We start from the raw sequence: 26,135 nt of genomic DNA on the forward strand, positions 1-26,135 counted from the left end.
TCCCTGGCGGAGGGGTTGGCGGCGGGGCGGGTGGCGTCGCTCATGAGATGCCGAACTTCTCGCCGAGCAGGCCGAACAGCTCGTCGTCGGTCGCCGCTTCGTACTGGTCGGCGCCGGCGGCGCGATCCGGGTGGCCGGCGGCCTCCTGGCCTTGGGCCAGCAGGGCCTGGAGCCGCTGCATGATCTTGGTGTGGTCGCCGGTGCCGGGCTCGACCCGGGTCAGTGCGCGTTCGAAGCGGGCGAACTCCTCCAGTGCGGACGGGCCGTCCGCGCCGCCGTTCCCGCACAGCTCGGAGCGCAGGTGTTCGGCGAGCGCGGCCGGGTTGGGGTGGTCGAAGACCACGGTGGCGGGCAGGGGCAGGCCGGTGGCCGTGCTCAGCCGGTTGCGCAGCTCGACCGCCGTCAGGGAGTCGAACCCCGCCTCGCGGAAGGCCCGTCCGGTGGCGACCTCGTGCGGGGTGCCGTGCCCGAGGACGGCGGCCACGTGGGTACGGACCAGGTCGAGCAGAGCCCGTTCCTGTGCCTCGGCGGGCAGGCCGGGGAGGGTGTCCCGCAGGGAGGTGCCGGTGGCGCGGCCGTCCTCCAGGGCCGCGAGTACGGTACGCACCTCGGGTACGCCCGTCAGGAGCGGGCTGGGGCGGCCGGTGACGAAGGCCGCCGCGAAGCGCTCCCAGTCGACGCCGGCGACCACGAGGGTGGTCTCGTCGCGGTCCAGTGCCTGCTGGAGTGCGGCGATGGCCAGGTCGGGGGCCATCGGCAGGAGGCCGCCGCGGCGCATGCGGGCGGTGACGGCGTCGGATCCGGTGGCGAGGCCGCTGTCCCCCCAGGCTCCCCAGGCGATGGAGGTGGCGGGCAGACCATCGGCCCGCCGCTGCTCGGCCAGAGCGTCCAGGTAGGCATTGGCCGCCGCGTAATTGCCCTGACCCGCGCCGCCGACCGTGCCCGCGAAGGAGGAGAACAGGACGAACGCCGACAGGGCCAAGCCCATCTCAGCGGCCAGCTCGTGCAGATGACGCGCCGCATCCGCCTTCGGACCCAGGACCGTCGCCAAACGCTCCGGAGTCAGACCGTCCAGCACGCCGTCGTCCAGGACACCGGCCGCATGGAACACGGCCGACACCGGGTGCTCCACCAGCAGCTTCGCCACCGCATCCCGGTCAGCCACATCACAGGCGGCAACCGAAGCCGTGACACCCGATTCGGCGAGTTCCGCCACCAGCTCGGCCGCGCCCGGAGCATCCAGACCCCGACGGCTCGTCAGAACCAGCTCCGTGGCACCCGCCGACGCCAGCCAGCGCGCCACCCGGGAACCCAGCGCACCCGTACCACCGGTCACCAGCACCGGACCCTCCGGCCGCCACCCCTCACCCACCACCGGAGCGAACGGCGCCCGGACCAGACGGCGCGCGAACACGCCCTCCGCACGGACCGCGACCTGATCCTCACCACCGCCGCCCGAAAGCACCGCGACCAGACGGTCCCCGGTCGTGGCGTCCAGCACCGCGGGGACGTCCACCAGACCGCCCCACCGCCGGCCGAACTCCAAAGCGGCCACCCGGCCCAGACCCCACACCTGCGCCCCGACCGGATCGGTCAGACGGTCCGACGCACCGGTCGACACCGCCCCACGCGTCACACACCACAACCGGGCTTCGACGCCCGCATCACCCAGTGCCTGCACCAGGGACAGCGACCCCGCCACATCCAGCAGCGACACCACACCGTCCACGGGGCCGACACCGGACAGGGCTTCGGCCAGCTCGCCACGGGAACGACCGCCCCCGACCAGCTCGACCACCTCGGCACCGGCCCCCGACAGCACACCCGCCAGCTCCGCACCCGCCTCCGCCGACACCACCAGCCACCGGCCCGAGAGGTGGCCGGAAGCGTCCGCGGTGGTGGGTTCCCAGATCGCCCGGTAGCGCCAGGAGTCGACGGTGGACCGCTGCCGGCGTCCCGCCCGCCAGGCGGTGAGTACGGGCAGGGTGGTCTCCAGGGCGTGCAGCGCCGGTCCTTCGGCGCCGAGTTCGCCCGACAGGGCCGGCAGGTCGGCGCGTTCGACGGCCTCCCAGAAGGCCGACTCCGCCGGGTCGGACCCGGCCGTGCGGCCGGTGCCGGGGCGCGGCCAGTAGCGCCGGCGCTGGAAGGCGTAGGTCGGCAGGTCGACGTGGGCCGGGCCGGCGTCCGCGAAGGCGGGCGACCAGTCGACGGCGACGCCCCGCACGTGGGCCTCGGCCAGCGAGAGCAGGAACCGTGCCGGTCCGCCGTCCTGGCGGCGCAGCGAGCCGACGGCGCAGTCCCCGAGGCCCTGGATCAGCACCGGGTGCGGGCTGCTCTCGACGAACACGCCGAACCCCTGCTCGCGCAGGGCGCGCGTGGACTCCTCGAAGCGCACGGTCCGGCGGGCGTTGCGGTACCAGTACTCCGCGTCCAGCTCGGCGGTGTCCTGCCAGTCGCCGGTGACGGTGGAGAAGAAGGGCACCTCCGCCGGACGCGGGGAGAGCCCGGCGAGGACGGTGAGGAGTTCGTCGCGGATCTCCTCCACGTGGGCGGAGTGGGAGGCGTAGTCGACGGCGATCCGGCGGGCGCCCTCGGTCCCGGCGAGCAGCGCGTCGAGGGCCTCGGGGTCGCCCGAGACGACGACCGAGCGGGGGCCGTTCTCGGCGGCGATGGACAGCCGCTCGTCGAGGCCGGCCGCCACCTCCTCGCGGGGCAGGGGGACGGACACCATGCCGCCGCGGCCGGAGAGGGCGAGGAGGGCCTTGCTGCGCAGGGCCACCACCCGTGCGCCGTCTTCGAGCGAGAACCCGCCCGCGACGCAGGCCGCGGCGATCTCGCCCTGTGAGTGTCCGAGGACGGCCGCCGGTTCCACTCCGTACGAACGCCACAGGGCGGCGAGGGACACCATCACGGCCCACAGGGCGGGCTGCACCACGTCGACGCGGGCCAGGGCGGCCTCATCGGTGAGTACCTCGCGCAGCGACCAGTCGACGAACCCGGACAGGGCTTGCTCGCACTGGTCCATGCGGTCGGCGAAGACGGGGCTCGTGGCCAGCAGTTCCGTGGCCATGCCCGTCCACTGGGAGCCCTGGCCGGGGAAGACGAAGACGACCTTGGTGCGGCCGTCGGGTGCCTGGCCCTCGACCAGGCCGGCGGCCGCCGTGCCGTCGGCCAGCGCCGACAGGGCGGCGTCGAAGGCGTCCGGGTGGTCGGCGACGAGCACGGCGCGGTGGTCGAAGGAGGCCCGCGAGAGGGCGAGCGAGCGGCCGACGTCCGCCGGCGCGTGACCGGGACGGCCCGACAGGAACGTCCGCAGTTCACGGGCCTGCGCCCGCAGCGCGTCGGCCGACTTGCCGGACAGCAGCCAGGGCAGGGCCGAGGAGGCGGAGGGAGTGGCGGAGGCGGAGGGAGCGGCCGGGGCGGGTTCCTCCAGGATGACGTGGGCGTTGGTGCCGCTCATGCCGAACGAGGACACGCCGGCGCGGCGCGGCTGTCCGTCGGGCGTCCGCCAGTCGAGGTTCTCGGTCAGCAGCCGGACGGAGCCGGCCGACCAATCCACCTGGGGCGTGGGCTCGTCCACGTGCAGGGTGCGCGGCAGGACGCCGTTGCGGATCGCCTGGACCATCTTGATGATGCCCGCCACGCCGGCGGCGGCCTGGGTGTGGCCGATGTTGGACTTGACCGACCCGAGGCGCAGCGGCCGGTCCGCCGGGCGGTTCTGCCCGTACGTGGCCAGCAGGGCCTGGGCCTCGATGGGGTCGCCGAGGGTGGTGCCCGTGCCGTGCGCCTCGACCGCGTCGACCTGGTCGGCCGTCAGGCGGGCGTTGGCGAGCGCCTGGCGGAGCACGCGCCGCTGGGACGGGCCGTTGGGGGCGGTCAGGCCGTTGGAGGCGCCGTCCTGGTTGACGGCGGATCCCCGGATCACCGCGAGGACGGGGTGGCCGTTGCGGCGGGCGTCGGAGAGCCGCTCCAGTACGAGCACTCCGGCGCCCTCGCCCCAGCCGGTGCCGTCCGCGGCCGCCGCGAAGGGCTTGCAGCGGCCGTCCGGGGCCAGGCCCCGCTGGCGGCTGAACTCGGTGAAGGTGGTCGGGCTGGCCATGACGGTCACACCGGCCGCGAGCGCCATCGTGCACTCCTGCTGGCGCAGCGCCTGTGCGGCGAGGTGCAGGGCGACGAGGGAGGACGAGCAGGCGGTGTCGACGGTGACGGCGGGCCCCTCGAAGCCGAACTCGTACGAGATCCGGCCGGACAGCACGCTGGTGGCGTTCCCGGTCGCCAGGTAGCCGTCGACCTCCTCGGGGCCGCCGACGAGGACCGTGCCGTAGTCGCCGCCGTTGGTGCCGACGAACACCCCGGTACGGCTGCCGCGCAGGGCGTCCGGCGCGATCGCGGCACGCTCGAGGGCCTCCCAGGCGGTTTCCAGGAGCATCCGCTGCTGGGGGTCCATGGCGAGGGCCTCGCGCGGCGAGATGGCGAAGAAGCCGGCGTCGAAGTCGGCGGCGTCGTGGACGAACGCGCCCTCGCGGACGTACGAGGAGCCGGGCCGGTCCGGGTCCTCGTCGAACAGCTCCTCCAGGTCCCAGCCCCGGTCGGTGGGGAACGGCGACACGGCGTCACGGCCGGCGGCGACCAGGTCCCACAGCCCCTCGGGCGAACGGACGCCGCCGGGGAACCTGCAGCTCATCGCGACGATCGCGATGGGCTCCCGGGCCGCCTCGGTGAGCCGCCGGTTCTGTTCGCGCAGCCGGTCGGCCTCCTTGAGGGAGGTCCGGAGCGCGGCCACGAGCTTCGCGTCGGGCGTCACCGTGCTGGATGTCACTGCTTCGGGCGTAACCATGTGTCAGCTCCACACTTCCCGGACCGTCAGGAGTCCGTGTTGTCCATGGCGAGACGGATCAGGGCGTCGGTGTCCATCGCGTCGATGTCCTCCGGGGCCGTGTCGTCCGGGTCTGCCGCCGCTTCCTGCGTGCCGCCCGCTTCGAGGCCGGCGAGGTCCAGCAGCACTTCCAGCAGGCCGGCCTCTCTGATCCGGGAGAGCGGCATCGAGGCGAGCGCCCGGCGGATCCGGTCCTCCTCCGGGTCGGTGTCGCCGAGGTCCCCGCACAGCTCGGTGAGCAGGTACGCGGCGAGCGCGGCCGGGTTGGGGTGGTCGAAGACGGCGGTGGCGGGCAGGGCCAGGCCGGTGGCCCTGCCGAGCCGGTTGCGCAGCTCGACCGCCGTCAGGGAGTCGAACCCGATGCCCTTGAACGGCTGGTCGGCGCCCACGCGCTGGGGCGACCCGTGGCCGAGTACGCCGGCCACCTGGGTGCGGACCAGGTCCAGCAGTACGTCGGTCCGCTCGGCCGCCGGCAGGGCCGCCAGTCGCTGCGCGAGGCCCGCGTCGGTGGGGGCGGGCTCCTCGGCGGGCCGGGCGGCTTCCGGGATGCCGGCGAGGAGGGGGCTCGGCCGGGCGGAGGTGAAGCCCGGCGCGAAGCGCTGCCAGTCGATGTCGATGACCGTCAGGGTGTCGTCGCCCTGGCCGAGGGCCCGGGCGAGTGCGGCGAAGGCCGTGCCGGTGGGCAGTCCGGTCATGCCGGCCAGGCGCATCCGTTCGACGACGGTCTCGTCCGCGGCCATGCCGTTGTCGGCCCACGGGCCCCAGGCGATGGAGGTGGCGGGCAGGCCGTCGGCCCGCCGCTGCTCGGCCAGCGCGTCCAGGTAGGCATTGGCCGCCGCGTAATTGCCCTGACCCGCGCCGCCGACCGTGCCCGCGAAGGAGGAGAACAGGACGAACGCCGACAGGGCCAAGCCCATCTCAGCGGCCAGCTCGTGCAGATGACGCGCCGCGTCCGCCTTGGGGCCGAGGACCGTCGCCAGACGCTCCGGGGTCAGCCCGTCCAGCACACCGTCGTCCAGCACACCAGCCGCATGGAACACTGCGGACACCGGGTGCTCCACCAGCAGCTTCGCCACCGCGTCCCGGTCAGCCACATCACAGGCGGCAACCGTGGCGCTGACACCCGATTCGGCGAGTTCCGCCACCAGCTCGGCCGCGCCCGGAGCATCCAGACCCCGACGGCTCGTCAGGACCAGCTCCGTGGCACCCGCCGAGGCCAGCCAGCGGGCGACCCGGGAACCCAGGGCGCCCGTGCCACCCGTCACCAGCACCGGACCCTCCGGCCGCCACCCCTCGCCCACCACCGGAGCGAACGGCGCACGCACCAGACGGCGGGCGAACACGCCCTCCGCACGGACCGCGACCTGATCCTCACCACCGCCGCCGGCCAGCACCGCACACAGCCGGGCCGCCGCAGCGTCGTCCAGGACCAGCGGAACGTCCACCAGACCGCCCCACCGCTGACCGAACTCCAGAGCGGCCACCCGGCCCAGACCCCACACCTGCGCCTGAACCGGATCCACCACACGATCCGACGCACCGGTCGACACCGCGCCGCGGGTCACGCACCACAACCGGGCGCCGATGCCCGCATCGCCGAGCGCCTGCACGAGGGACAGCGAGCCCGCCACGTCCAGCAGCGACACCACACCGTCCACGGGGCCGACACCCGCCAGGGCCTCGGCCAGCTCCGTACGGGAACGACCGCCCCCGACCAGCTCGACCACCTCGGCACCCGACGCCGACAACACCCCCACCAGCTCCGCACCCGCCTCCGCCGACGCCACCAGCCACCGGCCGGGCGCGGCCGGCTGCGCCGTGTCCACCGGCTGCCAGGTGACCTGGTAGAGGAGGTCGTCGAGGGCGTCCGTACCGCGTCGCGGTACGAGCCAGCTGGGGGCCGCGGGCTGTTCCGCGATGCGCGGCCAGAACCGCTCGTGCTGGAAGGCGTACGTCGGAAGGTCGGCGGGGGCCGCCGGTGCGCCCGCGAAGAGGGCGGGCAGATTGAGGGTGGCGCCGCGCGCGTGGGCTCGGCCGAGGGCTCCGAGCAGGGTGCGCGTCTCGGCGCGGTCGCGGCGCAGCAGGGGCAGGAGGGCTGCCGGCTCGTCGAGGCAGGCCTGTCCCATGGCGCTCAGGACGGCGTCGGGGCCGAGTTCGAGGTACGTACGCACCCCTGCCGCTTCCATGTGGCGCATGGCGTCGCGGAAGCGGACGGCCTCGCGGACGTGGCGCACCCAGTAGGAGGGGGACGTCAGTTCCTCGGCGGTGGCGAGGGTGCCAGTGAGGGTGGAGACGACCGGGATCTCGGAGGCGGAGTAGGTGAGGGATTCGGCGACCTCGCGGAAGGCCTCCAGCATCGGCTCCATGAGGGGCGAGTGGAAGGCGTGCGAGACGGTGAGGCGCTTGGTCTTGTGACCCTGCCCGGCGAGCTGCGCGGCCACCTCCAGGACGGCCGCCTCCGCACCCGAAATCACCACGGACTGCGGGCCGTTGACCGCCGCGATGTCGACACCGGCCGACAGGAGCGGGCGCACCTCGTCCTCGGTGGCCTGGACGGAGACCATCGCCCCACCCTCCGGCAGCGCCCCCATCAGGGCGCCGCGGGCCGTGACCAGACGGGCCGCGTCGGCCAGGGACAGCACCCCGGCGACGTGCGCCGCCGCGATCTCGCCGATGGAGTGGCCGGCCATGAAGTCCGGGCGGATGCCGTAGGACTCCAGCAGGCGGTACAGGGCCACCTCGACGGCGAAGAGGGCGGGCTGGGTGAACTCCGTGCGGTGGACCTCGTCCCCGCCGCCGAAGACGAGCTCCTTGAGGGGGAGGTCGAAGTGGGCGCACACCTCGTCGAAGGCCGCCGCGAACACCGGCTGGGCCTCGTACAGCTCACGGCCCATGCCCGGCCGCTGCGCGCCCTGCCCCGAGAAGAGGAACGCGGACGGGGCCGGTGCCTGGACCAGGTCGGTGTCCGCCTCTCCGCGTGCCACGGCGTCGAGCGCGCTCAGGTACTCGGTGCGGTCGGCTCCGATCACCACGGCCCGGTGCGGGAACAGTGCGCGGGTCGTGGCCAGGCCGCGTCCGACGGTGGCCGGGTCGAAGGCCGGCCGGTCCGCGATGTGGTCGCGCAGGCGGCGTGCCTGCCCGCGCAGTGCCTCCGCCGATGCGGCGGACAGCAGCCACGGCGCGGGGGTCTCGAGGGGCTGCGCCGCCTCGTCCGGGGTGTCGAGCGGGCTCTGTTCGAGCACCAGGTGCGCGTTGGTGCCGCTCATGCCGAAGGAGGACACGGCCGCGCGGCGCGGTCGGCCGGTCTCCGGCCAGGCCAGGCTCTCGGTGAGCAGGGCGACCGTACCGGCCTCCCAGTCCACGTGCGGGGTGGGCTCGTCCACGTGCAGGGTGCGGGGCAGGACGCCGTGGCGCATCGCCATCACCATCTTGATGACGCCGCCGACACCGGCCGCGGCCTGAGTGTGGCCGATGTTGGACTTCAGGGAGCCCAGGTGCAGCGGCCGGTCCGCCGGGCGGTCCTGCCCGTACGTGGCCAGCAGCGCCTGCGCCTCGATCGGGTCCCCGAGCGGGGTGCCCGTACCGTGCGCCTCGACCGCGTCGACCTGGTCGGCCGTCAGACCGGCGTTGGCGAGCGCCTGACGGATGACTCGCTGCTGGGACGGGCCGTTGGGGGCGGTCAGGCCGTTGGAGGCACCGTCCTGGTTCACGGCCGAGCCGCGGATCACCGCGAGGACCTGGTGGCCGTTGCGGCGGGCGTCCGACAGCCGCTCCACGAGGAGCATGCCCACGCCCTCGGACCAGCCCGTGCCGTCCGCGGCGGCCGCGAACGGCTTGCAGCGGCCGTCGGGCGACAGGCCGCGCTGACGGCTGAAGTCGATGAAGGACTGCGGGGTCGACATGACGGTCACGCCGCCCGCCAGGGCCAGTTCGCATTCGCCGCGCCGAAGGGCCTCCGTCGCCAGGTGCAGGGCCACCAGCGACGAGGAGCAGGCGGTGTCGACGGTCAGCGCGGGCCCTTCGAGGCCCAGGGCGTAGGCGATGCGGCCGGAGGCCACGCTGCCGGCGCCGCCCGTGCCGAGGTAGCCCTCCAGGCTCTCGGCGGACTGCGACACCAGGGCCGTGTAGTCCTGGCCGTTGGTGCCCACGAAGACGCCGGTCCCGCTGCCGCGCGCCACGCTCGGGGGCAGTCCGGCGCGTTCGAACGCCTCCCACGCCACCTCCAGCAGCAGGCGCTGCTGGGGGTCCATGGCGAGGGCCTCGCGCGGGGAGATCCCGAAGAAGCCGGCGTCGAAGTCGGCCGCGTGCTGGAGGAAGCCGCCGTGCTGGGTGTACGTCGTCCCCTGGTGCTCGGGGTCCGGGTCGTAGAGCGCCCCGATGTTCCAGCCCCGGTCGCGCGGGAAGGGCGAGATCGCGTCGGCCTCTGACGCCACGAGGCGCCACAGGTCCTCGGGGGAGCCGACGTCGCCGGGGAAGCGGCAGCTCATGCCGACGATGGCGATCGGCTCGTCGCTGCCGACCACGCGGCGCACGTGGGCCGGTCCGGTACCGGCGCCGCCGAGGAGTTCGGTGCGCAGGTGGGCCACGAGCGCGGCCGGGGTCGGGTAGTCGTAGACCAGGGTCGCGGGCAGCGGCAGCCCGGTCGCGGTGCCGAGCCGGGTACGGAACTCGACGGCGGTCATCGAGTCGAAGCCGAAGTCGCGGAAGGCCCGCTCGGGGTCCGCGGTCTCCTGCGCGGTGTGTCCGAGGACGGTCGCGATGGTGTCGCGGACCAGGTCGAGCAGGACGTGTCCGGGGTCCTCGGCCAACTCCAGGCGCTTCGCCAGCGGCGACGCCGGCTCCGCCTGCCCGGCCGGGGCGTAGCCGGTGCCGGGCCAGTAGCGCTGGCGCTGGAAGGGGTACGTGGGCAGGTCGACGCGGCGGCCGGCGAGGAGCGGGGTCCAGTCGACGGGCAGGCCGCGGGTCCAGGCCTCGGCCAAGGCGCCGAGGAAGGCGTCGGGCTCGGGGCGGTCCTTGCGCAGCAGGGGGGTGAGGAGCCCGGAGAACTCCTCCGGGAGCGACTCCCCCGCCATGGCGGCAAGGACGCCCTGCGGACCCAGCTCCAGGAAGTGGCCCACGCCCTGCTCCTCGGCGAGGTACCGGACCCCGTCGGCGAAGCGGACGGCATCACGGACGTGCTGGACCCAGTAGGCGGCCGTGAACTCGGTGATCTGCCCGCCGGTGACGTTCGAGACCACCGGTATCTCGGGAGCGGAGTGGGTGAGGGATTCCGCGACCTCACGGAACGCGCCGAGCATGGGCTCCATGAGCGGCGAGTGGAAGGCGTGCGAGACCGTGAGGCGCTTGGTCTTGCGACCCTGCCCGGCCAGCCGCTCGGCCACCTCCAGGACAGCCTCTTCGGCGCCCGAAATCACCACGGACTGCGGGCCGTTGACCGCAGCGATGTCGACACCGGCCGACAGCAGCGGGCGTATCTCCTGCTCAGTGGCACGGATCGAGACCATCGCCCCGCCCTCCGGCAGGGCTCCCATCAGGGCACCACGGGCCGCCACCAGACGGGCCGCGTCCGCCAGGGAGAGGACCCCGGCCACGTGCGCCGCCGCGATCTCACCGATCGAGTGACCCGCCACGAAGTCCGGACGCAGACCCAGAGACTCCGCCAGCCGGTACAGCGCCACCTCGACCGCGAAGAGGGCCGGCTGGGTGATCTCCGTGCGGTGGACCTCCTCGCCGCCGTCGAAGACGAGCTCCTTGAGGGGGAGGTCGAAGTGGGCGCACACCTCGTCGAAGGCGGCCGCGAACACCGGCTGGGCCTCGTACAGTTCACGGCCCATCCCCGGACGCTGCGCACCCTGACCGGAGAACAGGAAGGCGAACTTCCCGCCGGAGACCGCGCCCTCGACGGCGCCGGACGCCGAGCGGCCCTCGGCCAGGGCCTCCAGCCCGGCCAGCAGACCCGCACGGTCCCCCGCCACCACCGCCGCACGCGCACCCAGCACGGCCCTCGAGGTCGCCAGCGAAAAGGCCACATCGGCCGGGTCCAGCTCCGGATCGCCTGACACCCGCTCCAGCAGTCGGCCCGCCTGGGCCCGTACCGCCTCCGCGTCCCGCCCCGACACCACCCACACCGGAAGTCCCGCGGTGGGGGTGACGGGGTCGGCGGCGGCGGGCTCCTGCGGGGCCTCCTGGAGGATGGTGTGGGCGTTGGTGCCGCTGATGCCGAAGGAGGACACGGCGGCCCGGCGCGGTTCGCCCGTCTCGGGCCACGGCACCGGCTCGGTCAGCAGGCGCACGGCGCCCGCCGACCAGTCCACGTGCGGGGTCGGCTCGTCCACGTGCAGGGTCATGGGCACGACGCCGTGGCGCATCGCCATGACCATCTTGATGACGCCGGCCATGCCCGCCGCGGCCTGGGTGTGGCCCAGGTTCGACTTGACCGAGCCCAGCAGCAGCGGCCGGTCCTCCTCGCGGTCCTGGCCGTAGGTGGCGAGGAGGGCCTGGGCCTCGATGGGGTCGCCGAGGGTGGTGCCCGTGCCGTGCGCTTCCACCACGTCGACCTGGCGTGCCGTCAACTGTGCCTTGGACAGGGCCTGTTCGATGACGCGCTGCTGCGAGGGGCCGTTCGGGGCGGTCATGCCGTTGGACGCGCCGTCCTGGTTCACCGCCGAGCCCTGCACGATGGCGAGCACCTGGTGCCCGTTGCGCCGTGCGTCGGAGAGGCGTTCCAGCAGGACCATGCCGACGCCCTCGGACCACGAGGTGCCGTCGGCTCCCGCGGCGAAGGGCTTGCAGCGGCCGTCGGCGGCCAGGCCGCGCTGGCGGCTGAACTCCACGAAGGTGTTCGGGCTGGACATGACGGTGACGCCGCCCGCGAGGGCCATGGTGCACTCGCCCTGCCGCAGCGCCTGGCCGGCGAGGTGTACCGACACCAGGGAGGAGGAGCAGGCCGTGTCCACGGTGACCGCGGGGCCTTCGAGACCCAGGGTGTAGGCGATGCGGCCCGACGCGATGCTGCCGGCGCTGCCGTTGCCCGCGTAGCCCTCCAGGCCCTCCTCGTCGTGGAGGAGGTTGACGTAGTCGTGGTACATGACGCCGGTGAAGACGCCGGTCCGGCTGCCGCGCACGGAGGTCGGGGAGATCCCGGCGCGTTCGAAGGCCTCCCACGCGGTCTCCAGCAGCAGCCGCTGCTGGGGGTCCATGGCGAGGGCCTCGCGCGGGGAGATCCCGAAGAACACGGGGTCGAAGTCGGCGGCCCCGTCGAGGAAGCCGCCCTCGCGGACGTACGAGGTTCCGGCGTGTGCGGGGTCGGGGTGGTAGAGGGAGTCGATGTCCCAGCCGCGGTCGGCGGGGAAGTCCGCGATGGCGTCGCCGCCGGAGAGCACCAGTTGCCACAGGTCCTCGGGGGAGCGGACGCCGCCAGGGAAGCGGCAGCTCATGCCGACGATGGCGATCGGCTCGTCGGCGGGCAGCGGGGCGGCCGCCGTGGCGGGTGCCTTCGCGTCGCCGGTCTCGACGAGGCGCGCCTTCAGGTAGGCGACGAGGGAGGCCGGGGTCGGCTGGTCGAAGATGAGGGTCGCGGGCAGCCGCAGGCCGGTGACGGCGCTGAGCCGGTTGCGCAGTTCCACGGCGGACAGGGAGTCGAAGCCGAGGTCCTTGAAGACCTGCGTCGGCTCCGGGGAGCCCGGTGCGCGGTGGCCGAGTACGGACGTGACCTCGGTGACCACCAGGTCGTGGAGGGTCCGCGTCTGCTGGGCTTCGGGCAGGCCGGCCAGCCGCTGTCCGAGGGAGGAGCCCCCGGTACGGGGCGCCGCGCCGGCGGTCGGCCGCAGCGGAGGTGCTGCGGCGAGTCCGCGCAGGACGGGCGACAAGGAGGGGCCGGTGGGAAGCGCCTTGAGGTCGAGGCGCATGGGGAACAGCACGGCCCGGTCGAGGGCGGGGGCGGTGTCGAGGAGGGCGAGGGCTTCCTCGGTGGCGAGGGGGGCCATGCCGCCGCGGTTGATGCGGTCGACGTCGGTGGCGTCGAGGCTGCCGGTCATGCCGCTGCGCTCGGCCCACAGACCCCAGGCGAGGGAGAGGCCCGGCAGGCCGAGGGAGCGCCGGTGCTGGGCGAGGGCGTCCAGGTAGGCGTTGGCGGCCGCGTAGTTGCCCTGGCCGGGAGCGCCCAGCAGGCCGGCGACGGAGGAGAAGAGGACGAACGCCGACAGGTCCAGGCCGGCGGTGAGTTCGTGGAGGTTGCGGGCGGCGTCCACCTTCGGGCGCAGCACCGTCTCGAGGCGTTGCGGGGTGAGGGACTCGATCACGCCGTCGTCCACCACTCCGGCCGTGTGGATGACGGCGGTGAGGGGGTGGGCGGCGGGGATCGTGGCCAGGAGGGCGGTCAGGGCCTCACGGTCGGCCGCGTCGCAGGCGGCGACGGTCGTGGCGGCGCCCAGTTCGGCCAGTTCGGCCACCAGGTCCTCGGCTCCGCCGGAGCGGCTGGCCAGGAGCAGGTGGCGGACGCCGTGCTGCGTCACCAGGTGGCGGGCCACCGCGCGGCCGAGGACACCCGTGCCGCCGGTGATCAGGACGGTGCCGCCCTCGGCGAAGGACAGGCCCTCGGAGGCCGGTGCGGCAGGGGTGCGGGTCAGGCGCGGGACGCGTACCGATCCCCCGCGCACCGCGAGCTGCGGCTCCGCGGACGTCAGATACGGGGCCGGGTCCGCGTTCTCGTCGAGGTCCAGGAGGTGGAAACGGCCCGGGTGTTCCGACTGCGCCGAGCGCACCAGGCCCCACACCGCCGCACCCGCCAGGTTACGGACCTCATCGCCCACGGCCCCACGGGTCACGAACACCAGCCGCTCCTCCCCCGCATCCGCGAGGGACTCCTGGAGGGCCCCGAGGACCCCGGCCACGGCCGCCCGGACACCGGCGGAGGTGTCCACCTCGCACACCGCGCCCGCGGGCACGGGCTCGCCTGCCGGGGCGGCCACCCAGTCCAGCGCGAACAGGGTGTCGGCGGTCCGGGTCAGCCCGCCCGGGGTCATCGGCCGCAGGGTGAGGGAGGCGATGGTGGCCACCGGGAGGCCGGCTTCGTCGGTGGCGGTCAGTGCGACCGCGTCCTCGCCGGCCGGGGTCAGCCGGACGCGCAGGGTGCGCGCGCCGGTGGCGTGCAGGGCGACCTCGCGCCAGGCGAACGGCAGTCGGGCCTCGCCGCTGGCGGGGAGCAGGCTGCCCGCGCCGGCCGCCTGGAGGGCGGCGTCGAGGAGGGCCGGGTGGAGGCCGAAGCGGCCCGCGGCCTCCTGCTGGTCGCGGTCGAGGCCGACCTCCGCGTACACCTCGTCGCCGAGCCGCCAGGCCGCGCGCAGACCCTGGAACGCGGGCCCGTAGGCGAATCCGGAGTCGGCCAGGCGGGTGTAGAAGGGGTCCAGGTCGACGGCCTCGGCTCCGGCGGGGGGCCAGGTCCCGCCGAGGCCGGGGTCGGTAGTGGTGGGGTCGGTGGCGGTGGGGGCGGCCGGGGCGAGCACGCCCTCGGCGTGCCGGGTCCAGGCGCCGTCCTCGTGGCGGGCGTACGCGGTGACCGTGCGCCGGCCGTCCGGGTCGGCGGGGCCGACGGCGAGCTGGACCTGGACGCCGCCCCGCTCGGGCAGCACCAGCGGGGCTTCCAGGGTCAGTTCCTCGAGCAGCCCGCAGCCGACCTGGTCGCCGGCCCGGACCGCGAGTTCCACGAAGGCGGTGCCGGGCAGCAGGACCGTGCCGGCCACCGCGTGGTCGGCCAGCCAGGGCTGCGCGGTCACCGACAGGCGGCCGGTGAACAGGAGGTCGTCGGAGGCGGCGACGGTCACCATCGCGCCGAGCAGGGGGTGGCCGGCCGGGTCCAGGCCGGCCGAGGTCACGTCGCCGGCCCCGCCGGCGCCCTGCAGCCAGTACCGCTCGCGCTGGAAGGCGTACGTGGGCAGGTCGACCCGCCGGGCGCCGGGGAACAGGGCGTCCCAGTCCACCGCGACGCCCTGGGTGTGGGCCTCGGCGAGGGCCCTGGTGAAGGCGGCCGGCTCCGGCTGGTCGCGGCGCAGGGCGGTGCTCCAGCGGATGTCGGTGTCCTCGTCGAGGCAGTTCTGCCCCATGGCGGTGAGGACTCCGTCGGGGCCGAGTTCCACGAAGGTGGTGACGCCGTGGTCCGCGAGGGTGCGGACGCCGTCGTGGAAGCGGACCGTCTGGCGGACGTGGCGCACCCAGTACTCGGGCGAGCCGAGTTCTTCGGCGGTGGCGATGCGGCCGGTCACGTTGGAGACGACGGGGATGGCGGGCGGGTGGAAGGCCAGTCGGGCGACGACCGCGCGGAACCGGTCGAGCATCGGTTCCATCAGCAGGGAGTGGAAGGCGTGGCTGACCTTGAGCCGCTTGGTGCGGTGGCCGGCGGCGGCGAGGTGCGCGGCGGTGTCCAGTACGGCGGTTTCGGTACCGGAGATGACCACGGACTGCGGTCCGTTGACGGCGGCGATGTCGACGCCGGGGGTGAGGAGTGCGCGGACCTCTTCCTCGGGTGCCTCGACGGCGACCATGGCGCCGCCCTCGGGCAGGGACTGCATGAGCCGGCCGCGGGCGGCGACGAGCGCGGCCGCGTCGGCGAGCGGGAGCATGCCCGACACGTGTGCGGCGACCAGTTCGCCCACCGAGTGGCCGAGGAGGAAGTCGGGGCGCAGGCCGTGGCTCTCGGCGAGGCGGAAGAGGGCCACTTCGAGGGCGAAGAGGCCGGCCTGGGTGTACTCGGTGCGGCCGAGGAGCGGGGAGCCGTCGAAGACGACGTCCCGTACGGGGGTGTCGAAGTAGCGGTCGAGGTGGGCGCAGGCCTGGTCGAAGGCCTCGGCGAAGACGGGGTACGCGGCGTGCAGCTCCCGTCCCATGCCGGGCCGTTGGGCGCCCTGGCCGGTGAAGAGGAACGCCGTGCGGGGGTCGGGGCGGGCCGTGCCGTGGACGAGGTTCTCGGCGGTCGCGCCGTCGGACAGGGCCCGCAGGCCCTCGCGGAGCTCGTCGGCGGTGGCGCCGAGGACCACGGCGCGGTGGCCGAGGGCGGCGCGGGCGGTGGCGAGGGTGTGGCCGGTGTCGGCGAGGGGGGCGCCGGCGGTGGTGTGGTCCAGGAGGCTGCGGGCCTGGGCGCGCAGCGCTTCGGGGCTGCGGGCCGAGAGGGGCCAGGCCACGACCGGGGGGAGCGGGGCAGGGGCGGCCTCCGGCTCCCCGTCGGGGGTGTGCGGCTCGGGCTGTTCGAGGATCAGGTGGGCGTTGGTGCCGCTGATGCCGAAGGAGGACACGGCGGCGCGGCGGGGCGCTCCGGTCCGCGGCCAGTCGGTGTTCTCGGTGAGCAGGGAGACCGCTCCGGCGTTCCAGTCGACGTGCGGGGTGGGCTCGTCGACGTGGAGGGTCTTGGGGAGGACGCCGTGGCGCATCGCCTCGACCATCTTGATGACGCCGGCGACGCCCGCGGCGGCCTGGGTGTGGCCGAGGTTGGACTTGACGGAGCCCAGCAGCAGCGGCCGGTCGTCGGGGGTGCGGTCCTGGCCGTAGGTGGCGAGCAGGGCCTGGGCCTCGATGGGGTCGCCGAGGGTGGTGCCGGTGCCGTGGGCTTCCACGGCGTCGACCTCCCGGGCGGTGAGGCGGGCCTGTTCCAGGGCCTGGCGGATGACGCGCTGCTGTGAGGGGCCGTTGGGGACGGTGAGGCCGCTGCTGGCGCCGTCTTGGTTGACGGCGGAGCCGCGGATGACGGCGAGGACGGGGTGGCCGTGGCGGCGGGCGTCGGAGAGCTTCTCCAGCAGGAGGAGGCCCGCGCCCTCGCCCCAGCCGGTTCCGTCGGCGGCGGCGGCGAAGGGCTTGCAGCGGCCGTCGGGGGCCAGGCCGCGCTGCTGGCTGAAGTCGACGAACAGGTCGGGGTTGGCCATGACGGTGACCCCGCCGGCCAGGGCCATCGTGCATTCGCCCTGGCGCAGGGCCTGGGCGGCCAGGTGGAGGGCGACGAGGGAGGAGGAGCAGGCCGTGTCGATGGTGACGGCGGGGCCCTCCAGGCCGAGGACGTAGGAGACGCGGCCGGAGGCGACGCTGCCGGCGTTGCCGCTGCCGAGGTACACCTCGACGCCTTCGGGCAGGTCGCGGGGGCCGGTGGCGTAGTCGTGGTGCATGACGCCGGCGAAGACGCCGGTGCGGCTGCCGCGCAGCGAGGTGGGGTCGAGGCCGGCGCGTTCGAAGGCCTCCCAGGCGGTTTCCAGGAGGAGCCGCTGCTGGGGGTCCATGGCGAGGGCCTCGCGCGGGGAGATCCCGAAGAAGGCGGCGTCGAACTCGGCGGCGCCTTCCAGGAAGCCGCCGTCGCGGACGTAGCTGGTGCCCTGGTGGTCGGGGTCGGGGTGGTAGACGGCGTCGAGGTCCCAGCCGCGGTCGGCCGGGAAGCCGGCCACGGCGTCGCGGCCGTCGGCGACGAGCCGCCACAGCTCCTCGGGGGAGCGGACGCCGCCGGGGTAGCGGCAGCTCATCGACACGATCGCGACCGGTTCGGGCTCCTCGGCGGACCGCAGCCGTTCCCGGGTCTGGTGGAGTTCGGCCGTCATCCACCGGAGGTGGTCGAGCATCTTTTCTTCGTTTGTCATGACGTACCGAAACTCCCGTTGATCAGGTCGAAGAGGCTGTCCCCGGCGGCGGACCGGGCGGGGTTGCCGTCAGCGTCGCGACTGCCCCACGTACTGCTCGGCGAAGTCGGTCGCCGCGGCAGTGGAGCCCGTCAGGTGGTCGAAGCGCGCCCGGCGCAGGCCCCGGTCGAAGGGTGTGCCGCCCGGTCCGGTGTGCAGCAGTTCGGTCATCCACCGTGAGAACTCCTGGCCGAGCCAGGCCCGGCGCAGGGCGGTGGCCGAGTACGCGTCGAGGGCGGCCCGCCGCCCGGTGGCGTACCAGACGGCGAGGGCTCCGGCGAGGAGTTCGGCGTCGGCGACGGCCAGGTTCAGTCCCTTCGCGGCGCTGGGCGGGACGATGTGTGCCGCGTCGCCGAGGAGGAAGAGCCGCCCGTGCTGCATGGGTTCGCAGATGAAGCTGCGCAGCGGGACGAGGGTGCGTTCCAGTACGGGGCCGGTGGGCAGGGCTCCGCTGCCGCCCGTGAGGCGCAGGTCGAGCTCGGCCCAGATCTCCTCGTCGGAGCGGGTGTCGGCGCTCTCGCCGGGCGGGACCTGGAGGTAGAGGCGGCTGACGGTGCTCGAGCGCATGCTCTGGAGGGCGAAGCCGCGCTCGCCCGTGGCGTAGACGAGTTCGGGGGACATCGGCGGGGCGGCGGCGAGGATGCCCAGCCAGGCGTAGGGGTAGGTGTGGGTGCTGGTGGTGAGGGAGGCGGCGGGCACGGCGGTGCGGCTGACGCCGTGGAAGCCGTCGCAGCCGGCGACGAACTCGCAGGTGATCTCGGCGGGGCGGCCGTCGAGGGTGCAGGTGACGGTCGCGCCGTCGCCGGCGAGCCGGTCGACGCGGACGTCGTCGACGTCGAAGTGGAGCGCTCCGCCGGCGGTGGTGCGGGCGGCTATGAGGTCCTTGACGACCTCCTGCTGTCCGTACATCCACACGGATTCGCCGGTGAGTTTGGTGAAGGGCAGGCGGTAGGTGTCCCCTTCGAGGCGCAGCTCGAAGCCTTCGTGGACCAGGCCCTCCCGGTCGAGCCGTCCGGCGACGCCGGCCCGGCGCAGGGCTTCGACGGTGCCCTGTTCCAGGAGGCCGGCGCGGACGCGGCGTTCGACGTGGTCGCGGCCGCGGCGTTCGAGGACGACGCAGTCGATGCCGTTCAGTTCGAGGAGCCGCGCCAGCAGCAGGCCGGCGGGGCCGGCGCCGATGACGCACACCGGGGTGTGGATCCGCAGGGGGGCCGGGGTCACGGGCTCACCGTTCCGGCCGGGTCGACGTGGACGGTGGCGGTGAGGGGGAGGTCCTGGGAGGAGCGGCCCACGGAGACGGTGCGCGGGCCGGCGGCGACGGTCCAGGCGGCGGTGTCGGTGTTCCAGTACTCGAAGCGGCGGGCGTCGAGGACGATCTCCACGACGGTGGACGCTCCGGGCTCCAGGTGGGCGGTGGCGTAGCCGGCCAGGGCCTTGGGGGCCTGGGGGGCGGTGACGTCGGGGCTGCTGCCGAGGTAGACCTGGACGGTTTCGCGGCCGGCCCGTTCGCCGGTGTTGCGCAGGGTGCAGGAGACCTTCAGTTCGCTGCCCTGGCCGGTGAGGCGGAGGTCCTCGTAGCCGAAGGTGGTGTAGCTGAGGCCGTGGCCGAAGGGGAACAGGGGGGCGACGGCGTGCTCGTCGTGCCAGCGGTAGCCGACGAAGATGCCTTCCTGGTACTCGACGCGGCCGTCGACGCCGGGGTAGCGCAGGGGGTCTCCGGCGACCGAGGTGTGGTCGGCGTCCACGGGGAAGCTCTGGGTGAGCTTGCCGCTGGGGTTGGCGTCGCCGAACAGGAGGGCGTCGGTGGCCTCGGCGCCCATCTCGCCGGGGTACCAGACGTCCAGGACGGCGGCGACGTCCTCCAGCCAGGGCATCGTCGGGGAGGAGCCGGTGTTGAGGACGACCACGGTGTTGGGGTTGGCCTTGGCGACGGCGGTGATCAGGGCGTCCTGGAGGCCGGGCAGGGCGAGGGCGGGGCGGTCGATGAGCTCGGCGAGCTCGTCGTAGGCGAAGACGACCGCGGCTCGTGCGCCGCGTGCGGCCTCGACGGCCTCCTCGATGTCGGCCTGGGCCTGCTGCGGGGTGACCCAGCCGAGGGTGAGGTGGACGGGGTTGGAGGGCATCGGCAGGGCGGAGAGGACCAGCTTGTAGGTACCGGGGAGGAGGTCGACGGTGAGGCCGGCGGTGTCGCCGAACGAGCTGCCGGCGAAGACGCGGGGGTGGCCTTCGAGGTCGATGGCCGCGTAGCCGCCGAGCGCGGTGACGGCGATGCGGTAGCGGCCCTCCGTCTCGATGGTCAGCTGGCCCTCGTAGAAGTAGTCGGGCTCGGTGGAGGGGCCGGCCGGGACCTCGCCCTCGCGGAAGGCGGGGACGAGCGCCGACTCCGGGATGGGGCGCCCGGCCGGGTCCTCGCCGATGCGGAACTCGACGGCGTCCTCGCCGAGGCGGGTGCGCAGGACCTCCAGCGGGGTGGCGGCGTGCTCCGGGACGACGAGGGCGCTGCCGACGCCGGCGGTCTTGGGGGTGGTGGCGGGGCGGCCGATGACGGCGAGGCCGTGCGGGGTGCGGCCGGGCTCGGTGAGCTCGTCGGCGGACAGCGGCAGGACGCCCCGGGGGTTGTGCAGGAGCACCGAGCCGGCGGTGGCCACTTCCAGGGCCAGGGCGCGGCCGCGCTCGGGGTCGCGTGCGGTCTCGGGGCGGGGGGTGTCGGTGCCGAGGAGGCCGAAGCGGGCCATCTGGCCGACGATGCGGGCGACGGCGCGGTCCAGGACGGCCTCGTCGATGCGGCCTTCGGCGATGGCCTCGCGCAGCGGCTCGCCGAGGTGGGCGCCGTCGGGCATCTCCTGGTCGAGGCCGCGCTCGATGGCGACGGTGTCGTGGACGGCGTCCCAGTCGGACATCACCCAGCCCTCGAAGCCCCACTCCTCGCGCAGGACGGTGTTCAGCAGGGTCTCGTTCTGGCAGCTGGGGTGGCCGTTGACGCCGTTGGTGGCGCCCATGAGCGCGCCGGCGCCGGCCTGGACGGCGGCCTCGAAGGCGGGGAACTCGATCTCGCGCAGGGTCCGTTCGTCGACGCGGGTGTCGACGGCCATCCGGTTCTCTTCCTGGTTGTTGGCCGCGAAGTGCTTCGGCATGGCGATGACGCCCTGGGACTGGATGCCGTTGATCACCGCGGTGCCGATGGCGGTGACCAGCAGCGGGTCCTCGCCGTACAGCTCGAAGTTGCGTCCGCCGAAGGGCTGGCGCAGCACGTTGATCATCGGGCCGATCAGGACGTCCTGGCGCTTGGCGCGGGCCTCGTGGCCGAGGTACTCGCCGTAGCGGGCGGCCAGTTCGTCGTCGAAGGTGCAGGACAGCGCGATGGGGGCGGGCAGCGCGGTGGTGGTCTTGCGCTTCATGCGGACGCCGGCCGGGCCGTCGGTCATCCGCAGCTCCGGGATGCCGAGGCGGGGGACGCCGGGGATGTAGCCGGACTGGCCGAGGCGCTCGGGGTCGTCGGAGCCGTGGACGAAGGAGAGCTTCTCGTCGAGGGTCATGGCCTGGACGAGCGCGGTCACGTCGACGGGGGTCTGCGGGGTCATCGGTGGTCACTTCCGGTTCGTTCGGCGGCGGGCGGGGTGGTGTCCGGGCGGGCCGGCAGCAGCGCGCGGGCGGGGGCGTTGGCCTTGAGGAGCATTTCGTCGTACTCGTCGTGGGGGTCGGAGCCGAGCACGATGGCGCCGCCGGCACCGATGCGCCAGCGCCCGTCGGCGAGGACCATGGTCCGGATGACGATGTTGAGGTCGGTGGTTCCGTTGCAGGAGAGGTAGCCGATGGCGCCGGAGTAGATGCCGCGGGCCCGGCCCTCCAGGGACTCGATGATCTCCAGGGTGCGCTGCTTGGGCGCGCCGGTCATCGAGCCGCCGGGGAAGCAGGCGCGGACGCAGTCGAGTGCGTCGTTGCCGTCCTTGAGGGTGCCGCGGATGGTGGAGACGAGCTGGTGGACGGTGGCGTAGCTCTCGGCGGCCATCAGGACGGGGACGTGGACCGAGCCGACCTCGCAGACGCGTCCGAGGTCGTTGCGCATCAGGTCGACGATCATCAGGTTCTCGGCGCGGGTCTTGGCGCTGGCGATCAGCTCGCGGCGGGCGTGCTCGTCCTCGGCGGGGGTGGCGCCGCGCGGGGCCGTGCCCTTGATCGGCTTGGCCTCGGCGACCCGGTCGGCGGTGATCTTGAGGAAGCGTTCCGGGGAGGAGCAGGCCACCTCGGTGCCGTCGAGCCGCAGGTAGGCGGCGTACGGTGCGGGGTTGGCCCGGCGCAGCCGGCGGTAGGTGGTGAAGCCGTCGTCGGCCGCGGGGATCTCGGCGACGTTGGTCAGGCAGATCTCGTAGCTCTCGCCGGCGGTCAGGTACTCCTGGCTGCGCAGGACGTCCTGGACGTAGGCCTCGCGGTCCCGGGCGAGGCGGGGCTCCACGCCGGGCGTCCCGGGGCCGTCGGAGGGCGCGGCGGCCGGGGCCGCAGCGGGCTCCTGCCGGGCGAGGGCGCCGGCGGTGTCGGCGAGCCAGCGGGTGGCGCCGTCGGCGGTGGCCGGGTCGGTGCTGAGGGCGAGGAGGTAGGTGCGGCCCTCCTGGTGGTCGACGGCGAGGAACCGGTCCGCGAAGATCCAGACGGCGTCCGGGGTCGGGGCGGAGTACCGGTTCGGGGATCCGCAGTCGCCCTTCAGTTCGTAGCCGAAGTAGCCGACGTAGCCGCCGGTGAAGTCGAAGGGCAGCGGCGGGGCGTCGATGACCCGGCGGGCGAGTTCCCGCTGGAGGTAGTCGAAGACGGACTCCCGGTGCCTGGCCGGTATGGCGGAGTCGACCTCCACGACGCCCTCGTCGACCCGGTAGCGGACGGTCTCGGCGAGCGGGCCGCGGGCGTCGCCCAGGAAGGAGAACCGGGACAGGCCGGGCTCCACGCGGGCGCTGTCGAGCCAGAAGGCGTGCCGGGATCCGGCGAAGAGCGAGGCGAACGCGCTCTCGGTGTCCACCGCGGTGTCCAGCTCGGCCACGTGCAGCGCGTAGTGCGTACGGTCCCCGGCGGCGGGCCGGGGCCGGACCTGCGGCGCCGGCGCGGCCTCGGCGCGGGCGGCCTCGGCGGGGGCCGTCTCGGCGGGGGCGGAGGCGGGGGCAGGGGCGGAGGCGGAGGCGGCCGGGCGGCCGCCCGTGCGCTCGGCGCGGTCGGCCAGCGTCAGGTCCCGGAAGTTGGCCAGCATCCGGCGGCCGTACTCGGTCTCGATGGACTCCGGGTGGAACTGCACGCCCCAGCGCGGCATCAGCCGGTGGCGCAGCGCCATGACGACGCCGTCCTCGGACCAGGCGGTGGCCTCGAGGTCGGAGGGCAGCGGCTGCGCCACGCACAGGGAGTGGTAGCGCACGGCGCCGAACTCCTCGGGGATGCCGGCGAAGAGCTCGTCCCCGTCGTGCCGCACCCGGGCGACCTCGCCGTGCACCGGCACGGGGGCGGGCACGACCTCGCCGCCCGCCCACACGGCGAGCCCCTGGTGCCCGAGGCAGACGCCGAGCACCGGGACGCTCGCCTTGACCAGGACGTCCCGGGAGACGCCGAAGTCGCGGGAGCGGGCCGGGTGGCCGGGCCCGGGCGAGATCACGATGTTGTCGAAGCCGTCGAGGTCCAGGTCGGCGACGGCGGCCGCGTCGTTGGCGATGACGACGGGCTCCTGGCCGTTCACTTCGGCCAGCAGCTGGAAGAGGTTGTAGGTGTACGAGTCGTGGTTGTCGATGAGGAGGGTCCGCATGGGGCTCACCTGCTTCGCGAGGGGGTCAGCGGCCGGGACACCAGCCGGTCCAGGTGGCCCAGGGACTCGGCCGGCCGGTGTGCGGCGGCGAGGTGGGCCAGGTGGCCGTCGGGACGGACCAGGGCGATCAGCGGCTGCCTGCCGAACAGCGGGCCGATCGCGGCGCGTCCGGACGGCGACAGCCGTGCGAGGTCGTGGACGGGGAGGCGGTCCGCGAGGACGCGGCGGGCGCCGTCCGCCACGGTCTGCCAGTCGGCGGCCGGCCGGCGGCCTGGCCAGAGCAGCGCGATGTGCTCCCGCTGGTCCAGGACGGGGGCCCCGGCGTGCTGCCGGGTCCGGTGGAAGAACGGCAGCCGGTCCCCGGGGCGGGCCCTGCGGTGCAGCGCCGAGCGCCACAGCGGCTCGCCCGTGGCCGCGTAGCTGAGGCCGACCTGGCTCATCAGGGGCGCCGCCACCTGCCGCAGGAGACCGGTGCGGTGCGCCGCGGCCACCTTCAGGTCCCGCAGGCGGCGATCCCGCGGGGTGGGGGCGCCGGACAGTTCCATCTCGGTGCGGATGACCGTACGGACCTGCTCGACGGCCTTGCGGCGTTCGGTGTCGTACGTGTCGACGATCCGCTCGTCCCAGACGCCGTGCACGACGCCGGCGAGCTTCCAGCCGAGGTTGACGGCGTCCTGGAGGCCGAGGTTGAGGCCCTGTCCGCCGAGGGGGACCACCGAGTGGGCGGCGTCGCCGACCAGCACGACCCGGCCTTCGCGGAACCGTTCGGCGACACCCGGACGCGGGTGGTAGGTACGGGTCCACAGGGGTTCGCCGAGCCGGTACGGCAGGCTGGTGCGCTCGTCGACCATCCGCTGCCAGTCCGCCAGCGGGCGGTCCGACCAGTCGGTTTCGCCCGGGGCGACGATGGTGGCGAGCCGGCAGACGCCGTCGGGCAGGTGGACCAGCGGCAGCAGCCCGCTGTCGGCGTAGTGGTACTCGACGGTGGAGACGCGCGGCCCGGTGACGGGGAAGTCCCCGAGCGCGATGCCGAGCGGGAAGGGGACGCCGGGGTAGGGGATGCCGAGGAGCCGGCGGGTGGCGCTGCCCGCGCCGTCGGCGCCGATCAGCCAGTCGGCCCCGGCCTGTTCGGTACGGCCGTCACCGTGGCGCAGCGTGGCGACGGGGAGCGGGCCGGAGGTGTCGATCGCGGTCAGCTCGGCCCCGTACTCGATGGTGCCGCCGAGTTCGGCGAAGCGGCGGCGCAGCAGCACCTCCAGCTCGCTCTGGACGATGCCCAGGCCGTAGGGGCGGGCGGCGCCCAGCTTCGTCATCGGTACGGTGCCCAGCCGGCGTCCGCGGGAGAAGAAGCTGACGTCGTCGGCCCGGAACCCGCGGGAGACGAGCTCGTCGGCGATGCCGACCTTCTCCAGGAGTTCCAGCACGCGGGGCCAGATCATCACGGCGCGGGAGTGCGGGTCGAACTCCTCCTGCGGGGGCTTGGCGTCGACGATCCGCACCGGCACCGACTGCTGGAGGAGGTCGCAGGCCAGCAGGGTGCCGACGGCGCCCGCTCCGACGATGAGAACGCTCTGCCCGGTCATATCGCGGCCGCCTTCGTCTGCGCGGCGGTGCCCGTGCCCGCCAGGTGTGCTTCGATCGCTCCGGCCGCGGCGGCGGCGCCGCCCGCGTCGTGGCTCAGCTGCCGGAAGCGGGCCGCCGCGGCGGCGGTCGCGGCATCGGCGCTCACGGTTTCGACGGCCGCCCGCAGGCGTTCGGCGGTGGCGTCGGCCGGGTCGAGGCGCAGGCCCAGGCCCAGCTCGACGACGCGGTCGGCGATGATCTCCTGCTCGACCATCTGCGGGACGACGACCATCGGCGTGCCGAAGGACAGGGCTTCCATCGTGCTGCCCATGCCGCCGTGCGTGACGAAAGCGGCGGCCTGGCTCAGGACGGACAGCTGGGGGACGCTGCGGTGCGCCTCGCAGTGCGGCGGCAGGGTGCCGAGGTCCGCCGGGTCGGCCTGCTGCCCGATGGACAGCACCAGGTGCAGGCCGCTGTCGGCGAACGCCTCCACACAGGTGCGGTAGAAGGAGGTGGCCCGGTTGAAGACCGTGCCGAGCGAGACGAACACCATCGGGCGGTCCGTGTCCTCGCGCCTCCAGGTGCCCTCGGCCTCCCGGCCGCCCAGGCTGGGCCCGACGAAGCGGTAGTGCTCCCCGAACGTGTGCGCCTCGGGCTGGAACTCCCTGGGCAGGAAGGCCAGGTTGAGTTCCTCCTCGAAGTCCATGAACTCCTCGGCCCGGACCCCGTCCAGGCCGGCCTCGCCGAGGAACTCGGCCAGGCGTACGTCGAATTCCGCGCCGTTGGCCTCGTGGGAGGCGGAGCGGCCGGTGCGGGCCAGCATGGCGTCCATCAGCGCGTAGGAGCGGCTGGAGGCGAGGGAGGGGAAGAACTGCACGGCGCGCGCCCCCCACCTGCGGGCCAGGGCGCGCCCGGCGAACGGCACCGTGTTGTCGTACACGACGAGGTCGGGGCGGTCGGCGCCGACGAAGGACTCCGCCAGGGCGATCCGGTCCGCGCTGCCGTGCAGGAAGAAGAGGGGCAGGGCGCTCAGGTCGTTCTCGGCGAAGGCGCGCGGCGACTGTCCGGGCGAGGTGGCGACGTCGTAGCGGCACACCTGCGCGCCGAGCCGGGTGAGCTGCTCCTCGAAGGCCCGGGTGGTGAAGTAGGTGACCCGGTGACCGCGCGAGACCAGCTCGGCGACGATGCCCAGGGTGGGCGACACGTGCCCGTGGGCGGCCACGCTGAAAAATGCGATGTGTGCCATCTGTTCCTCAGGGTGTGCGGTGGGGGG

Annotated in this window: 7 protein-coding genes; all 7 read right to left on the minus strand. The window is 74.3% G+C overall.

The genetic code is table 11. The features are described 5' to 3' along the window. Positions 1-40: 40 nt before the first annotated feature. The 7 genes from OOK34_RS31710 to OOK34_RS31740 all read right to left on the minus strand — a co-directional run bounded on the left by OOK34_RS31710 (position 41) and on the right by OOK34_RS31740 (position 26,108). A complete protein-coding gene (locus OOK34_RS31710; protein ID WP_267037589.1) occupies positions 41-4,837 on the minus strand; it encodes a type I polyketide synthase in 4,797 nt (1,598 codons plus the stop codon). A gap of 26 nt (positions 4,838-4,863) precedes the next feature. Next, a complete protein-coding gene (locus OOK34_RS31715; RefSeq protein WP_267037590.1) occupies positions 4,864-17,484 on the minus strand; it encodes a type I polyketide synthase in 12,621 nt (4,206 codons plus the stop codon). 69 nt (positions 17,485-17,553) lie between these two features. Then, positions 17,554-18,744: a 4-hydroxybenzoate 3-monooxygenase gene (locus OOK34_RS31720; RefSeq protein WP_267037591.1), complete on the minus strand. Its 1,191-nt coding sequence runs from the start codon at positions 18,742-18,744 to the stop codon at positions 17,554-17,556. Then, a complete protein-coding gene (locus tag OOK34_RS31725) occupies positions 18,741-21,104 on the minus strand; it encodes a glycoside hydrolase family 3 protein (RefSeq protein ID WP_267037592.1) in 2,364 nt (787 codons plus the stop codon). The genes OOK34_RS31720 and OOK34_RS31725 overlap by 4 nt, the downstream gene beginning before the upstream one ends. Continuing rightward, positions 21,101-23,299, minus strand: coding sequence for an aminodeoxychorismate synthase component I (gene pabB / locus OOK34_RS31730; protein WP_267037593.1), 2,199 nt, complete (start codon positions 23,297-23,299; stop codon positions 21,101-21,103). Before pabB ends, OOK34_RS31725 begins: the two co-directional genes overlap by 4 nt. 5 nt (positions 23,300-23,304) lie before the next feature. Then, the gene (locus OOK34_RS31735) at positions 23,305-24,882 is read right to left on the minus strand and encodes an FAD-dependent monooxygenase (protein ID WP_267037594.1); all 1,578 of its coding nucleotides are present in this window, start codon (positions 24,880-24,882) and stop codon (positions 23,305-23,307) included. Further along, positions 24,879-26,108 (minus strand): macrolide family glycosyltransferase, encoded by a 1,230-nt coding sequence (locus tag OOK34_RS31740; RefSeq protein WP_267037595.1) that lies wholly within the window; start codon positions 26,106-26,108, stop codon positions 24,879-24,881. Before OOK34_RS31740 ends, OOK34_RS31735 begins: the two co-directional genes overlap by 4 nt. Positions 26,109-26,135: the final 27 nt, after the last annotated feature.

This window comes from Streptomyces sp. NBC_00091 (genome assembly GCF_026343185.1).
Lineage (GTDB): Bacteria > Actinomycetota > Actinomycetes > Streptomycetales > Streptomycetaceae > Streptomyces.